Here is a 14,932-nt window from a genome sequence, read left to right on the forward strand (position 1 = left end):
TCGCGTCAGGCTGTCCGTCCCGACCGGCATCGAGCAGTTCGACATTCGTACATCTGACAGACACCCATGATTCATATTGTCCGGTGTCTGCCTGCTGGTCAATCGGTCGGCTCATGGCCGGTGGTCAGGATCGGTCAATGGTCGCCGAGGAAATCCTGTAGCAGTGCCGTGATCGCGGTCGGCTGTTCCAAACTGCTGGTGTGGCCACAATCGGCGATGGTGCGCAGTCGAGCGTCCGGGATCAACTCGGCGATGCGCTCGGATCGTGCAGGCGGCGTCGCTGTGTCTTCGGCGCCGACGACCACGAGCGTCGGCACCGTGATGGCGGTGATCTCATGCTCGACCGACGCACGATCGGCAACACCGAGGACCGCCTTGCGCACGGCCGCACGATCGCAGCGCCCCAGGCCGGCGGCCCACTTGTCGATCACGGGTCTGTTGGCGGGGTTCGCGAGGAAACTCGGACCGAAGAGGTGGGGTTCGATCTTGCCGAGAATCGGTCGGGCACCGAACAGTCGCAATGCCAGCGCCAGCCGCTTGTACTCGCCGATCTTGTTCGGATCCTCTGGCTCGGCGCTGCTGTCCAACAACGTCAGTGTGCGTAGCAGCGCTGCGTGACGCGCCGCGATTCGCTGCCCGATGAAGCCGCCCATGGACAGACCGACCCAATGCACCGGAGCAACCTCGAGGCGCCGGAGCACCGCGACGGCGTCGCCGGTGAGGGTGTCCATGTCATAGCCGCGGGTGGTTGCCGGAGTCGCGCCCTGCCCTCGCCAGTCGATCGCGATGCAGCGGTAGTGCGCGCGCAAGACCTCGATCTGCGGCTGGAACATCCAGCCGCCGAACAGCAGTCCATGGCCGAACACCACGGTAGCCGCCTCCGGTCGGCCGGCCGGGGCTCCGGTGTCGGCGTAGGCGATCTGTGCGCCATCGATCGTTATTGTCGGCACGATTCTGCCCGTCTCCCGAAAAACTTTGCGCTACACCGAGATTGACAGTTCGGCGGGGCCACGCACATTGATCCGGCCGTTCCAGCGCAGCTCCTCGATGACGGCGTCGGGGAAGCGCTCCACGAAGTGCGCGAAGGCGACTCGGGCCTCGAGCCGAACCAGCGCCGCACCAAGACAGCGGTGGATGCCCGCACCGAACGAGAGGTTCTGCTGCGCGTTCGGCCGGTCGAGGCGCAATTCGTCGCCGTCCGCGCCCCAGAACTCCGGATCGCGATTGGCGGCGGCGACACAGGCGAGCACCAAACTGCCGGGCGGGATCTCCGCGCCGCCGATGGGCAGGGGTTCGACGGTGATCCGGCGCATCAGTTGCACCGGGGTGTCATATCGCAGCAGTTCCGCGACGGCGTTGTCGGCAAGTCCCGGGTCTTCCCGTAGCCGTCGGGCCTGGTCGGGATGTCGCAGCAGGGCTGCGATCCCGCCCGCGAGGTGATTCACGGTCGTTTCGTGGCCCGCGATGTAGAGCAGCATGACCTGGGCGACCAGTTCGTCCTCGCTCAAGACATCGCCCTCGTGTTCGGCGGTGATCAGCCGGGTCAGCAGGTCGTCGTCAGGGGCGGCGCGCTTCCAGCGGACCAGTTCGCCGACCATCGCGAACAATTCCTGGTTGGCCGAGCGGACTTTGGCCTGCAGGTCCGGATCGGAAAGGGGTTCCAATGCCAGCACCAGAATCGCGGTGAGTTCGCGCAGCCGGGTGTGCTCGACTACCGGGACACCCAGCATCTCCGAGATGATCCCGAACGGCACCGGAAACGCCAGTTCCGCAACGACATCCGCGGTGCCCGCCTCGGCGATGCGGTCCAGGGCGGCGTCGACGAGTACCTCGACCCTGGGCTGCAACGCCTCGATTGCGCGGGTCGTGAATGCCTTGGCGACCAGGCGGCGCAGGCGGGTGTGATCGGGCGGATCCCGGTCCAGCATGGATAGTCCGCGCATCATGCGGTTTTCTTTGCCGAGCTTGCTGCTGTCGCTCTTCCACGACGGCAGCCGGGTCAAGTACTGCTCGTCGACGGACTGCGCCGAGCGCTGCAGCCCGGCGACATCCTCGTACTTCGACACGATCCAGAACCCGAGTGGATGCTCGTGCGTGGGTGCGGTGCTGCGCAGCCCGGCATAGTGGGGATAAGGATCCGCGGCGAAGCCCGCGGCGAACGGGTCGAACACGAATGCGTCGGAGGTCATGGCCACTACTCCCGGTCCGATTTGAACAGCTTCACGTTTCGCATGGTCACAAGTGCTGTGGCACAGAGTGTTTCGCCGTCTTCGTCGACCGAGTAGACATCTGCCGCGGCGATCGTGATGAGCGCGCCCGGCTTGATCACCCGGCCGCGAGCGACGACCTTCGGGCCCTTCGCCGGGGCGAGGATCTTCACCGTGTAGTCGATCGTCATGTTCACCCATCCCGGCTGCAGCAGGGTCCCGGCCGCGGAACCGGCGGCGAAATCCGCCAGGGATCCGAGCACGCCGCCCTGGAAAAACCCGTCGTGCTGGGTGAGTTCCTTGCGATGCGGCTGGACTATCTCGGCTTCGCCGGGAGCCACTCGCCCGAATTCGAAACCCAGATGTTGGGCAGCGGGCATGCTGAGCACCGCGCCCGTCACGGCCGCTTCGAAATCGGGGTTTTCCGCTTGCCAGATCTGCATGTGCTCAGCTCCTTGCTCGAAGTTCTGCGGGTTCTTCGCCATGCGGTGACCAGGTCCCGAATCCGCCTGCCAGATACCGTTTTCTGGCCGCTGAACGCATGATCTTTCCACTGCTGGTCTTCTGCACCTGGCCGGCCGTGGTCAGCACCACCTCGCCGATGGCCAGTTCGTGCTCCTGCACGACCGCCGTCCTGACCGCGCCCACGATGTCGGCGACATCGGCCTCCGGCGCGTCACGCTTGACGTCTTGCACCACGACGAGCTTCTCACCGTCACGACCGGGCACCGAGAACGCCGCACCACCGCCGATCCGCAGTGCGGAATGCGCGGTCTGAACGGTGTGTTCGATGTCGTGCGGGTAATAATTCCGCCCGCGAACGATGATGAGGTCCTTGAGCCGCCCCACCACATACAGCTCACCGTCCACGACTAAACCGAGGTCGCCGGTGCGCAGGTAAGTTCGTGCGGAATCGGCGGCGCATCGCGCGTGGAAGGTCTCGGCATTCGCCTCGGGATTCTTCCAATAGCCCTGTGCGACATGCTCTCCCGACACCCAGATCTCGCCGATTCGATCCGGCGGGCAGGGCTGCCCGGTTTCGGGATCCACGATGCGCAGTTCTTGCTCCGCAAGCACACGCCCCGAGCCGACAAGGGTGCGGGCCCGGTCCGCTGCGGCATCGGCGTAACGACCGTATGCGAGTGCGTCGTGATCCACGTCGAGCGTCAGCGGACCGCGCCCTTTGCGGCTGCCCGCGACGAGCAGGCTGGCCTCGGCGAGGCCATAGCACGGATACAGCGCCCGAGCATCGAACCCGTGCGGTGCGAAGGTCTTCGCGAACCGGGACAACGTCTCGGCGCGGATCGGCTCGGCTCCGTTGAACGCCACCTGCCAGCTGCTCAGATCCAACTCGGGCAGCTCTCCCGCGGCGCGCGCGACACAGGCGTCGAAAGCGAAGTTGGGGCCACCGCTGGTGTGCGCGCGATACCGGGAGATGACCTCCAACCACAGCAGCGGTCGGCGAATGAACGTCGTCGGCGACATCAGGATGCTGGTCGCCCCCACATACAGCGGCTGCAGCACATTGCCGATCAAACCCTGGTCGTGGAAGAAGGGCGCCCAGCCGACCACCGTCGAGTCCCGGTCGTGGCCGAACGCCTGCCGAATCATCTCCTCGTTCGCCATCAAGTTCCGATGCGTGACCATGACCCCTTTGGGAGCCGCGGTGGAACCGGACGTGTACTGCAGGAATGCGACGGCATCGAGCTCGGCGACGGTGGGCGTGACGCCCGCCCCCACCGCGGGCAACTCGTCAACGGCAAGCCAATGCCGGGCCGCGCAGATCGGCGCCAGCGCCGGCCGCAGCGTCGCGATCATGGCACCGAGCGTCAGCACCGCGACGGGCCCGCAGTCGACGGTGATGGCTCGCGTCGCCTCCTGCACCTTGTCACGGCGCGGCGGATTCAGCGGCACCGCGATGACACCCGCGTAGAGACAGCCGAAGTACGCGACGATGAAATCCAGGCTCTGCGGGAACACCAGCAGCGCGCGGTCCCCCGGCGCGCACCGCGATTCGAGCTCCGCGGCCACCGCCAACGCCCGGTCGTGCAATTCGCGGTAGGTCAGTGTGGTTGTCTCCGAACCGTTCTCGTCCAAGAACACATAGGCGGTCCGGTCGGGCTCATCGACGGCGCGGCGCTGCAGGACGTCGGGAAGCAGGATGGGGTGCGGCACGTCGGTCCTCACAACAATGCGGTAGTCATCGCCGCCGCGATGGCCACTCGATGCCGATGGTGGAAGTAGTGGTCGCCGGAAAATCCGTGGATCGCGAAGCCGCCGCCGGTCAGCTCGTGCCATGCCGCGATCTCGGCCGGGTCGACCACCGGGTCCTCGGTGCCGTAGAACGCCGTGATCGGGCAGGCCAGCCTGGGCAACGGCTGATAGTGGTATTCCTCGGAGAGCTCCAGGTCGGCGCGGGTCACTGGTAGTGCGTAGCGCAGGAAGGCGGCGCTACGTCCCGCCGCACCCCATGCGTTCATCGCGGTGAGCGCCGCGGCGAAATCCTCCTCGGCCAGATGGTGAATCGGTGTGCGGCTCGAAAACAATTGCGGCGCACGGCGGCCGGAAACGAACAGGTGCGTCGCCGGTCTGCCCGCCGCCGCGAGCGCGCGGGCCAGCTCGAACGCCACCAGCGCTCCCATGCTGTGGCCGTAGATCGCCACTCGCGCACCGCCCGGCTGCTCGAGCTGCGGCATCAACCCGTCCACCGCGTCGCCGACGCGGCGCAGCGCCTGCTCGCCGGACAGATCCTCCCGGCCGGGGAGCTGGACCCGGACCGCGGCGATGTCCGGCGGGAACAGGTCCAGCCAACGGTTGAACGATGACGCGCCCGCACCAGCGTGGGGTATGCAGACCAGCTGTACGGGCGACTCGGCGCGTTCCGGCCGCAGCCACGTCCTCTCGTCGATCGCAGGACGGTCATCGGACGCTCCGGAGTGTGACCGGTAGGTTTTTCAACCCACGAACAATGAAACTGTGGTCCTGCCATGCCAACTCACCATCCGGAAGCTCCAGGTCCTGCGAGTGCCGGTACAAGTATTCGAAGGCGATCTCCGCCTGCAGTTCGGCGAGCAGCCCACCCAGGCAACCGTGCATGCCGTGGCCGAAGGCGAGATGATCCCCGGCGGTGCGGGTCAGATCGAACTCGTCGGGTCGGTCGAAGACGGCGGGGTCACGGTTGGCGGCGCCCAGGCACACCAGGACTTGGTCGCCTGCCGATATCCGTTTCCCATCGATGTCGGTGTCGCGGGTGGCCAGACGTTTGGTCAGCTGGAGCGGACAGTCATAACGCAGCGCCTCCACGACGGCGGCCCTGACCGACGTGGGCCTGCGCCGCAGCAGCGCGGCCTGATCCGGATGCCGCAGCAGTGCCAGCACACCGTTACCGATCAACGATTTCGTAGTCTCGTTGCCCGCGACGAAACACATGATGCAGACGAAGATCAGCTCCTCGTCGCCGAGCATGTCGCCACCCGCCGTGCGCGCGGCGAGCAGCCGACTGATCAGGTCGGCGCCGGGCCGGGATCGGCGCGCGGCGAGCACCCCCTCCAGGGCGGTAGCGAACTCTTCGACCACCGCACAGACGCGCACGAAGTCCTCGGCCTTCATCAACCCCGGCTCCAGCAGGAACCGAATGTCGTGGGTCCATGGGCCGACCCGCTCGCGCAGGTCACCGGGCAGGGCCATCCATTCGCACAGCACCGTCACCGGCAATGGCGCAGCCAACTCGGTGATCACGTCCAGGCCGCCCGCGTTCCAGGCTCGCCGCATCAGATCCTCGGCGACCCGGGTGACCAGAGGGCGCAGGTCTGCGACCGCCCGGTCGGTGAACACCCGATTCACCAGTCCGCGCAGCCGCGCATGGTCCGGGTTGTCGGTGAACACCAACGACTTGCGGCCCAGCCGCTCGATCCGCGCGACATTGTGCTGCCCGAGTCGCTGGGCCTGCTCGCCCACCAGCCTCGGAATCAGTCCGGCGCTGTACGAGCGGTCGTGCAGGACCCCGCGCACATCGCTGTGCCGGGTGAGCACCCACATGCCCAGTGTCTTGTGCACCGGCTGGACCTCACGAAGTTGCCGGTAGAGCGGGTAAGGGTCGCAGCGGAACTCCGCGCTGAACGGGTTGAACCGGACTCGTGGCCGAATCGGCTCGGCCTGATCGGGTGTTCGCACCGTCATCCGGCCCGCACTCCTCGGCCGAAGAATCCGTCGCCATAGGGCGCCAGCACGATCCGCAGCAGGCCGATCTTGCCCATCCGGAAGCCGAGCGCGGAGAGCTTGAGGTAGCGCTCGTAGCGAGCGACCACCTCGGTGCCGACGATCTCGGCGGCTTCCGCACGGTTCGCCCGAAGTCTGCGCGCCCATTCCTCGCAGGTCCACGCATAGTCGAGACGCCCATTGGTGAGAGAGCGGATCTCGAAGACGCCTTCGGCCGCGGCCGCGATCTCGGCGAGCGTCGGCAGGTCCGCGTCGGGGAAGATCTCGCGCTGCATGAACGTGCTCGCGTGCTCGCGCTCCATGTTGGCGTAGACGATCGTTTGCAGCGACAGCATGCCGTCGTCGTTCAGCCAGCTGCGGCAGCGGGTGAAGAACTCCCGGTACACCCGGAGCTTCTCGGCAGGCGAATCATCCGGCCGGGCAAAGTGTTCGAAGGCGCCGATCGAGATGATGCCGTCGAAACGGATGTCCGGCGCGTAATGCATCCAGTTCTCCAGCCGCACTTCGACGCCTGAAAAATCGCGCGACCGCACGAACTCGGCCTGCTCGGCGCTGAGGGTGAGCCCGACCGACCGCGCGACCGCGTGCTGCTGCGACAGGCGTTGCAGGATCGCGCCCCACCCGCACCCGATGTCCAGCACCGCCGCGGCGCCGTCGGCGCCGATCGCGTCCAGATGGAACCGCAATTTCCGTTCCTGAGCGGCTTCCAAGGTGTCGGCGCTGTTCTCGCGCATCGCACAGGAGTAACTCAACGACGTATCGAGCCACAGCCGATAGAAGTCGTTGCCCGCGTCGTAGTGGTGCCTGATCGCGGCAGCCGCCGCATCAGCCCGATCGGTGCCGGTCGTCGCGGACACGGCTACGCCACGCTCCGCCGGCTCTGCTCGTGCAGATAGCCGGCCACCGCGTTGATATTCGGGTTCTCGAAGAGATCCTCGGGCGCCAGATCGACGCCATAGCGCGCCTCGGCTTCGATCAACAACGCGACCGCTAGGGCGGAGTCGACTCCCATCCGGTCGAAGTCCGCGGCCGGGTCCACCGCTTCCGACGGAATCTCGAGCAAATTTCCGAGATATTCCCTGCACCACAGGACGATGGCGTCTCTACTCGTGTCCACTGTGTGTATTCCTCACGCTGCGTTACCGACGGGTTCAGAGTTTCCGGAAATACGTTTGGCGGCCATCCGCGGCGCGGACGGCATTTTCAGATCCGAGGCCAGACCGAATATCTCCAGCAGTTTGATGAGCCAGAAACCGGGGTCGAGCCGGTACCAGTCCAAACCGAAGGACGGCGATTCGGGGAATGCGTGATGGTTGTTGTGCCACGACTCCCCCAACGTCACCAGGGCGAATATTCCGCCGTTGTGGCTGTTCTCCCGCGATGCGTAGCGGCGGGTACCGAACATGTGCAGGAAAGAATTGATCGCCCAGACGATGTGCTCGAGTACGAAGATCCGCACCAGACCGCCCCACAGCAGACCACTCACCGCTCCGGTCCAGCTCAGCGAAACCAGCCCGCCGATCACCGTGGGGATGAGCAGCCCGAGCCCCACCCAGTAGTAGTAGAGGCGGGCGATCCGCACCAAGCCGCGATCCTTGATGAGGTCGGGAGCGTAATGCACGACGTTCGGGTATTCGTGGCGGCGCATCCACAGGAAATGCGAATGCACGAGGCCCCGCAGCGCACCGAGTAGACCACCGCCGGAAAGGTTGGGCGAGTGCGGATCCCCTTCGCGATCGCTGTATTCGTGATGCCGCCGATGCAGCGCCACCCAGGACACCACGCCGCCCTGTCCGGCCATCGACCCGAATATCGCCAGCAGCCCGGCGACCCACGGCACCGCCTTGAACGTGCGATGGGTGAACAGCCGGTGATAGCCGACGGTCACGCCGAGCCCGGTCACCAGCCACATCGAGAACAGCAGCACGAATTCGGTTACGCCGAACGGGTGTACCGCGAGAAACGCGAATGCGCAGGCCGTGCCGAGAATCGGCAGGATATCGAAAAGAAGAAAATGCCGACGCTGCAGCCGATGAATGTATGGACTGCTGATCGTTTTCCTGCGCGGTTCGGGCAAGTCGCCATTCGGATGATTATCTTCGGCCATCACTCGACTACACCTCATCGGTCCGAGACCGTTTTCGCCAGCGGGACCCCTCGACCGTAACCTCGGCGACTGAACCGCCATCGCAGGACCGAGTCCTGCCGATCGCAAGATCGAAATCGCTGATCGCGACCCGGTGCCGAACTACTCTGCAGGCAGATCAATGCCACGACTGCGCCACAATATCCGCGCAACTGTCGCGGGTTTCAGCAATGTTTCGGGCGGGTCGACCAGATTGGCGACCCTCATGAACGTACGGGCGAGGGTGGGGTCGACGTGCGCGGCACGATGTGCGCGTGTCACGTAGGAATTCAGCAAACGGATTCGAGGCGTTCGCCGCCCGACCACGCCGGGATGGTTCAGGTCGGCGCCGGTGGACATCCGCCATGCCACATCGACGTGGCGCGCCGCATGGGCGTAAAACCGGGCGGGCAATTGGGCGGTGCCTTTTCGAAGGCATGCGCGCAGGGCGAGTGCCTGCTGCGCCGCGACGGTCATGCCCTGCGCGTAGAGCGGATTGAAGCTGCACAGTGCGTCGCCGAGCGCGATGAATCCATCCGAATGCGTCGCGATTCGTTCGAAGTAATTCCGGACCGAACCGCGGAATCTGTGCGGTACCGGATCGCTCAACGGCTCGGCGGCGGTCACGATGCGGTGGATGTCGGGAACGGGCAGCGTCGCAGCGAATGCGTGGAAGCCGTCGTGATCGGTCGGTGGGTGATCGCCCAGCATCCCGCCCAGCGTCACATGCCACTTGTCGCCCTCGACGACGATCGCGCCACCACCGCGACGCCCCGGCATGGTCGAAACGACCACGCCGAGTTGACCGTCCAGATGCTCGGGCTTGCGTCGATAGGTGCGCGAAGAGTAGCCGAGGTCGATGACGACGCTCTGTTGTTCGGGCGCCTGCGCGCCGATCGCCCGCAGCCACTCGGGCGCGCGGGATGCGCGGCCGGTGCAGTCGACGACGAGTTCGGCGGCGATCGTCTCCGGGGCTGCGCCGGCCTCGCTCACCAGTACTCCGGTGACCCGGCCACCGTCGGCGACCAGACCGTTTGCCGCGATGCGTTCACGCAATGTCAACCTGGGGAGCTCGATTGCTCGCCGCCGCAACTGGGACTCGAGCAGGGGTCGGCTGGCGAGCAAGGTGACGAGCCCGGTTTCGGTCGGCGCCGCACGCAGCCCACTCAGGTACCAGCGTGAGCCGGCCAGCACCTCCGTTGTCGGTGCACCGGCGGCGACGACTTCCTCGGTCAATCCTGGGCAGAGTTGCTCGATGATGGCGCGTCCGCCCTCCATCAGGCCGTGCAGATGCCTGGCCTGGGGAACTCCCCTGCGCGCCTCGCTGCCTACGAAAGTGTCACGCTCGAGCACCGTGACGCGTGGAAAATGCTCTGCGAGCACGATGGCGGTGAGCAGTCCTGCGACGCCCGCGCCGATAACGACCGCGTGCGGGGAATTCGAATTCATCAACCGAATAATCGAGGATTCGGTGCACGGTTCAATTCGTATCGAATAATCCTATCGGGCGATACAATTCGTCATCCCGCGTGGACTATGGCGTCATCGAACAGAGCTATTGCAGTACGCAATTCACGGGTAATTCATTATTTCGCCATCGCCGGCTGCTGGGCTCCGAAATGTGAATTCAGCAGAACTGCCAGACGTTACGACGAACCCACTGGCCAGGCTGTTCTTACCCGAAGGCCGGCACGATCCGTACACGCCGACCCGCGAGTTGCGCGCCGCCGGCGCGGTACACGAGACGCCACTCCGGCTGCGTCTGCTCACTCGATATGCCGACTGTGCCGCGGTTCTTCAGGACACCGCTTGGAGCCACGCAGACGAAGCTGCACAAATGCATCCCAGTGTGCCCGCCGACAGTGCCGCGGAGGAGATGCCCACCTCGTTCCTGTGGATGGACCCGCCGGACCACACGCGGCTGCGCACTCTCGTTTCGAAGGCGTTCACCCCGCGCATGGTGTCAGCGCTGCGCCCGCGCATCGAGCAACTCGTCGACGATCTGGTGACCAAAGCCCTGCAGGCCGGCGAGTTCGACCTCATCGATCTCATCGCCTATCCACTGCCGTTGTCGATCGTCTGCGAACTCGTGGGAGTCCCCGCATCCGCCGATGTGCAGCGCTGGTCACAGGACCTGGCTCGCGGCTTCCACCCTGATCCGCTGATGACCCCTGAGGCACATGAGGCCCGCAGCACCGCTTCTCGTGAGTTCATGGCCTTCTTCCGCAGCATGATCAACCAGAGGCGAGCCGATCCACGCGACGATCTGCTCAGCGCGCTCGGCGCAGTCGAGGACCGCGGTGACGTGTTGACGGAGACGGAGTTGCTCGGCGCGAAATCCTTTGCGCTGAACCGGAATTGAGCCGGCTTGCCGTGGAAGAGTTCCTCCGCTTCGACACCCCCGTACCGTTCCCGACCCGCGTCGCCATGCGGGACACAGAGTTCGCCGGCCAGACATTGCCGCGGGGAACGGGCCTGATCCTGCTCGTCGGCTCGGCCAATCGGGACCCGGAAGCATTTCCGGATCCCGACTCGCTGGATGTGACCAGGTTCGCGGCGAACCGCAAAACACCACGTCATCTCGCCTTCAGCCACGGACCACACTTCTGCGTCGATGCGCCCCTGGCCAGGCTGCAAGCCGAGGTGCTCTTCACCGAATTGATGCGCCGCGTCCCCGAATTCGACCTGCTCGACGATGCTCCGCCGTACCGGGTATCGGTGTCGATGCGCGGCCCACTAGCACTGCCGGTCCGAATGCCCGCCTGAACATCGGGACCGCTGCCGTATGGCCGCGTCGGCTTTCCACTCCGATGGCATCTCTCGCACCTCAGCTGGCCTCGGCGCCGGTCACCGGCGCGTCACGGTCACCTGCACAGCGTCCTGTCCGGGGGTGGCGGTGAGTTGAAGCAGCCGGGCATCGGGTAGGGACACGACGTCAGCGCCCCGGATTTCGACCTGGTAGCCGTTGGGGTAGTTGCTCTGCGGCAGATACACCTCGGTCCGGGTTCCAGGTGCGAACGGTTCGCCGAAATCGGCGCGGCGGGTACTGAATTGGAGGGTGAACGTCCCGGTCGTGCTGTCGTAGTGCCACTGCTGCGGGGTGCCTGCGATTGCGCGTGGATATGGCCGGACGATCGCCGGGTCCATCAGGTTGGGGCCGGTCGGCGGCTCCTGGGGATGACCAGGTGTCCGGTCCTGCGTTCGGGACCAGAACAGCCAGGAAGCCATGTGGTCGTCGAATCTATCGGTGAGACCGGTCAGCTTCGCCGAGTCATTGGTCGCGCCGAATTCGGTCACCAGCCCGACAACGCGCTCGGCGTCGGCGCGATCCAATCCGTTGCTCACGCAGGTGTCGACCGGTCCGAAGCAGTAGTCGTGAAAGCTCATCCCCGCGTTCAGATCGCCGGTTGGATTCGGCATCCAGTTCGGCGTACCGAAGTCGTTGGTTACGGACGGCTCGTAGAACAGCAGGTGGTTCGGGTCGACTCGTCGGATTGCGTTCATCGCTTTTGCTTCGAACGGCGCGAGCACACCGCCCTCGAACTGGGGACAGCCCTGGGGAAAGCACGTCGGGTACTCCCAACCGGGCCACGGCTCATTGATCAGGTCGTAGCCCAGCACGTACGGCTCGTCTGCGAAGCGTTGCGCGACATGCGCCCACATGGCCGCATAGTGTTCCTGCAGCCCGATGCCATCGGGCGCAGCATGGTCGTGCCAGAGGTTCGCCCACGTTTGGTTTTGCGCGGGGCTTGTGAAGTAGACCAGCGGAAAGCCCGGATTCGGCGGCAATGGGAACCCGTCGGTGAACGTCGCCCAGTCGGGGAACCCGCTCCAACTCGCGCCCACCGATTCGTTGAACCCGTCCTGATGGGAATCGACAAGGCTGTAGATGTTGTACCGGGCCAGCAGTTGCTGGGTCTGCTCGAACTGCGCGATGTAGTTGTCGTCGTACACTCCGGGCTGCGGCTCGACCGCATTCCATGCGAAACCCAGCCGCACCGCGTTGAAACCGTTCTCCGCGAGGAACTGGGCGTCGTTCTCGCCGAAACCTCCCGCCGCGGGGAAGTAGGGCGGGTACTTGTAGACCAGATTCACGCCGTGCAAGGTGACCACCCGGCCCTGCTCGTCGGTGAGCCAGCGGCCCGCGTGCCCCAGTTCAGGAGCCGTCGGTGTCGCCGCGGCCGGTGTGGTCAGTCCCAGCAGCAGCAACATCACCAACCCGAGACACCGCGCTGTCGCGGACATGATGGTCATCGCGCAAACCTTTCGACGAGTATGCGCCTACGGCACTGACAGCGGCGAAGCGCTCCAATACACGGCAGCCCTCGGTGCCACGGATCAATCCGTACCACGAGATGGTCTAGACCACGGCGCTGATGCGGAAATGCTATATATGCCGCCGACCGGATTCGATCACGACACTCCGCTGCGCACAGACGACGTCGCATGCCTCGAACATCGCCTCGGAGAGAGGTCGCAATGCATTCCACCCAGCCGGTTCCGCTGAGTTATGCTGAGAATTTGCGGGACTTCATCTCAGTGTCTGATCGACTTCTTGGTAGTACCTGACCACATCGTGATGGCAAACGAATGAGGTTCAGATTAGCTGGTCATCCGGTTTTCTGCGGCAGCCATCCGCCGGGCCCCGAAACCGGTTCGAGCATCGCCACAAGTTTGCGCAACCGCCGAAGTCGGCCGACCAAGGACGCAATGTGAGCAGCAAACCGGATGACAATCGCTGGGCAACGTCGTCGCGCTCGGCGCTTTGCGGTCCGCAGCCGCACCCCCCGCGCTAGATCGTCCACCTCACAACCACTAGGAGACCATCGATGCTGCTGTCCAGTTTTCGCCGCGCGTTCGCCATTCCGGTGACCTGCGTCCTCGCAGCGACCGGCACGTACCTGGCTGCCGGCTGCGGCAACCAGCCCGGCACCGACAGCACAGCAGACAACCATGCTTCGGCCTCGACGTCTGCGTCACCGCAACGGCAGGCCTTCACCTTCGGCGCCGGCTACGGGACGACCGTTGCCGCCGACCAGGCCGGACATCAATGGGCGCCCGCCGCCTCCGCCGCGATCACCCCCGGGATACAGACCTATACCCACGGCGCGGTCCAATGCACGGCGAACTACGTCTTCATCGATGACACCGGCCATGTGTACATCGGCCAGGCGGCCCACTGCGGCACCACGGGACTCGTCACCGATACCGATGGCTGCACCGCCGGTAGCCTCCCGCTGGGAACCGACGTGAGTTTCAACCGCAACGGCTCGCCGGTTTCCGGCGCGACGACCGCCGCCGGGCAACTCGCGTACAGCAGTTGGCTGACCATGCAGGAAAACGGCGAGCAGGACCGAAATGCCTGTGCCTACAACGACTTGGCGCTGGTGAAGCTCGCGCCGGAGGACATCGGGAAAGTCAATCCGAGCCTGCCGCACTGGGGCGGCCCAGTCGGCATCAACACCAGCGGCACGAATGCCGGCGACCACATCTACAGCTACTGGAACTCAATTCTGCGTGGCGGAATCGCCGGCCTGTCCCCTCAGATCGGTGAAAGCAAGATCGACGATGTCGCTGCCAGCGGCTGGACCCACGCTTTTGTCGCGACCATCCCCGGCATTCCGGGCGACAGCGGCAGCGCCTTCCTCGACAGCGATGGCTACGCGCTCGGCACTCTCTCAACGCTCGCCATTTCGCTTCCCATAGTCAACAACGTCGGTGACATCAGCCGCGAACTGGCTTACGCCCGAGCGCATTCCGGTATCTCGGGTCTGCGCCTGGTGCTCGGCACCGAACCGTTCACGCCGAACCGTTGACACTGCTTATTCTGCCTCGGAATTCGCTGGTCCTACAGAGGCCGCGCGCAGAACTGCGATACGAGGACAGCTCGCCATGACAGATGTCGACCATTGCGTGATCGTGCAGGCTTCGCAGGACTGACAGGCGCACTGCGGCTGAAACGGTGTCCTCACCCAATTCGGCCATGCCCTGCGGGAGCCGTGCGGCCGCATCCATTGGGCCGGAACCGAGAGCTCTGCCGTCATGTGCGCTTGGGTAGACGGAGCTGTTCGCTCGGGAGAACGGGTGGCAAGTGATGTGCTCGAGCACGAGACCGCGACCGTGGTCTGAGGACGCCCCGTACTCGTTCCGGAGACGGGGCCGCTGCGGTTCCCCCGCTGCTGCGGTGCAGGCGTAGGCGCCACGCCGGACGTGCCATGCCCGACTCCTGTTGCGGTGCAGTGCTTCTGCCATCGGTGATCTAGGCAAGGTTGCCCGATAACGGAAGGCTGTCGGGCGACAGTGGCGGAAGTGCGCGCGGCGTTCACCCGGTGATGTGGGTCCACTCGCCGAATCCGGACATATCGGCGAGATTGACGAAGTT

The 14,932-nt window shown here is 65.3% G+C and carries 14 protein-coding genes and 1 pseudogene; 4 read left to right on the forward strand and 11 right to left on the reverse strand.

Annotated elements, in window-relative coordinates; all coding sequences use genetic code 11:
- Positions 1 to 134 precede the first annotated feature (134 nt).
- The 10 genes from ACFYOW_RS02740 to ACFYOW_RS02785 form a co-directional block, all read right to left on the reverse strand.
- On the reverse strand, positions 135 to 950 hold the full coding sequence (locus ACFYOW_RS02740; RefSeq protein ID WP_387283868.1) for an alpha/beta fold hydrolase: 816 nt from the start codon (positions 948 to 950) through the stop codon (positions 135 to 137).
- Between the two features lie 30 nt (positions 951 to 980).
- Positions 981 to 2,189: a cytochrome P450 gene (locus tag ACFYOW_RS02745; protein WP_387283870.1), complete on the reverse strand. Its 1,209-nt coding sequence runs from the start codon at positions 2,187 to 2,189 to the stop codon at positions 981 to 983.
- Positions 2,190 to 2,194: 5 nt separating this feature from the next.
- The gene (locus ACFYOW_RS02750; protein ID WP_387283872.1) at positions 2,195 to 2,650 is read right to left on the reverse strand and encodes a PaaI family thioesterase; all 456 of its coding nucleotides are present in this window, start codon (positions 2,648 to 2,650) and stop codon (positions 2,195 to 2,197) included.
- Between the two features lie 4 nt (positions 2,651 to 2,654).
- On the reverse strand, positions 2,655 to 4,394 hold the full coding sequence (locus ACFYOW_RS02755; RefSeq protein WP_387283874.1) for a fatty acyl-AMP ligase: 1,740 nt from the start codon (positions 4,392 to 4,394) through the stop codon (positions 2,655 to 2,657).
- Positions 4,391 to 5,116 carry a thioesterase II family protein gene (locus ACFYOW_RS02760; protein WP_387285982.1) on the reverse strand — a complete coding sequence of 242 codons (726 nt, stop codon included), beginning with the start codon at positions 5,114 to 5,116 and terminating at the stop codon, positions 4,391 to 4,393. The genes ACFYOW_RS02755 and ACFYOW_RS02760 overlap by 4 nt, the downstream gene beginning before the upstream one ends.
- A 10-nt stretch (positions 5,117 to 5,126) precedes the next feature.
- Positions 5,127 to 6,386, reverse strand: coding sequence for a cytochrome P450 (locus ACFYOW_RS02765; RefSeq protein ID WP_387283876.1), 1,260 nt, complete (start codon positions 6,384 to 6,386; stop codon positions 5,127 to 5,129).
- Positions 6,383 to 7,282, reverse strand: coding sequence for a class I SAM-dependent methyltransferase (locus tag ACFYOW_RS02770; protein ID WP_387283878.1), 900 nt, complete (start codon positions 7,280 to 7,282; stop codon positions 6,383 to 6,385). The genes ACFYOW_RS02765 and ACFYOW_RS02770 overlap by 4 nt, the downstream gene beginning before the upstream one ends.
- 2 nt (positions 7,283 to 7,284) lie before the next feature.
- A complete protein-coding gene (locus ACFYOW_RS02775) occupies positions 7,285 to 7,542 on the reverse strand; it encodes an acyl carrier protein (RefSeq protein WP_387283880.1) in 258 nt (85 codons plus the stop codon).
- Between the two features lie 12 nt (positions 7,543 to 7,554).
- On the reverse strand, positions 7,555 to 8,532 hold the full coding sequence (locus tag ACFYOW_RS02780) for an acyl-CoA desaturase (protein ID WP_387283882.1): 978 nt from the start codon (positions 8,530 to 8,532) through the stop codon (positions 7,555 to 7,557).
- A 141-nt stretch (positions 8,533 to 8,673) separates the two neighbouring features.
- Complete coding sequence (locus ACFYOW_RS02785; protein WP_387283884.1) at positions 8,674 to 9,999, reverse strand: NAD(P)/FAD-dependent oxidoreductase; 1,326 nt, start codon at positions 9,997 to 9,999, stop codon at positions 8,674 to 8,676.
- A gap of 172 nt (positions 10,000 to 10,171) precedes the next feature.
- Here ACFYOW_RS02785 and ACFYOW_RS02790 point away from each other — a divergent pair, with 172 nt between their 5' ends.
- Together ACFYOW_RS02790 and ACFYOW_RS02795 are read left to right on the forward strand one after the other, a co-directional pair.
- Positions 10,172 to 10,912, forward strand: coding sequence for a hypothetical protein (locus ACFYOW_RS02790; protein ID WP_387283886.1), 741 nt, complete (start codon positions 10,172 to 10,174; stop codon positions 10,910 to 10,912).
- Between the two features lie 11 nt (positions 10,913 to 10,923).
- Positions 10,924 to 11,316 carry a cytochrome P450 gene (locus ACFYOW_RS02795; protein ID WP_387283888.1) on the forward strand — a complete coding sequence of 131 codons (393 nt, stop codon included), beginning with the start codon at positions 10,924 to 10,926 and terminating at the stop codon, positions 11,314 to 11,316.
- Positions 11,317 to 11,397: 81 nt separating this feature from the next.
- Here the strand turns inward: ACFYOW_RS02795 and ACFYOW_RS02800 are convergent, their stop codons facing one another.
- Positions 11,398 to 12,804, reverse strand: coding sequence for a cellulase family glycosylhydrolase (locus ACFYOW_RS02800; RefSeq protein ID WP_387283890.1), 1,407 nt, complete (start codon positions 12,802 to 12,804; stop codon positions 11,398 to 11,400).
- Positions 12,805 to 13,379: 575 nt separating this feature from the next.
- Here ACFYOW_RS02800 and ACFYOW_RS02805 point away from each other — a divergent pair.
- A complete protein-coding gene (locus ACFYOW_RS02805; protein ID WP_387283892.1) occupies positions 13,380 to 14,366 on the forward strand; it encodes a hypothetical protein in 987 nt (328 codons plus the stop codon).
- Positions 14,367 to 14,511: 145 nt separating this feature from the next.
- Positions 14,512 to 14,679, forward strand: a pseudogene (locus tag ACFYOW_RS02810) (FAD-dependent oxidoreductase); the annotation flags it as partial.
- Positions 14,680 to 14,932: the final 253 nt, after the last annotated feature.

Origin of the sequence: Nocardia sp. NPDC006982 (assembly GCF_042869435.1) — a bacterium.
In the GTDB taxonomy this organism is placed as follows: domain Bacteria; phylum Actinomycetota; class Actinomycetes; order Mycobacteriales; family Mycobacteriaceae; genus Nocardia.

What these genes read in the sequence shown, in the direction of transcription:
- ACFYOW_RS02745 (WP_387283870.1), bottom strand. Translation starts at nt 2,189, where the DNA reads ATGACCTCCGACGCATTCGTGTTCGACCCGTTCGCCGCGGGCTTCGCC.
- ACFYOW_RS02750 (WP_387283872.1), bottom strand. Translation starts at nt 2,650, where the DNA reads ATGCAGATCTGGCAAGCGGAAAACCCCGATTTCGAAGCGGCCGTGACG.
- ACFYOW_RS02765 (WP_387283876.1), bottom strand. Translation starts at nt 6,386, where the DNA reads ATGACGGTGCGAACACCCGATCAGGCCGAGCCGATTCGGCCACGAGTC.
- ACFYOW_RS02780 (WP_387283882.1), bottom strand. Translation starts at nt 8,532, where the DNA reads ATGGCCGAAGATAATCATCCGAATGGCGACTTGCCCGAACCGCGCAGG.
- ACFYOW_RS02785 (WP_387283884.1), bottom strand. Translation starts at nt 9,999, where the DNA reads ATGAATTCGAATTCCCCGCACGCGGTCGTTATCGGCGCGGGCGTCGCA.
- ACFYOW_RS02800 (WP_387283890.1), bottom strand. Translation starts at nt 12,804, where the DNA reads ATGACCATCATGTCCGCGACAGCGCGGTGTCTCGGGTTGGTGATGTTG.
- ACFYOW_RS02805 (WP_387283892.1), top strand. Translation starts at nt 13,380, where the DNA reads ATGCTGCTGTCCAGTTTTCGCCGCGCGTTCGCCATTCCGGTGACCTGC.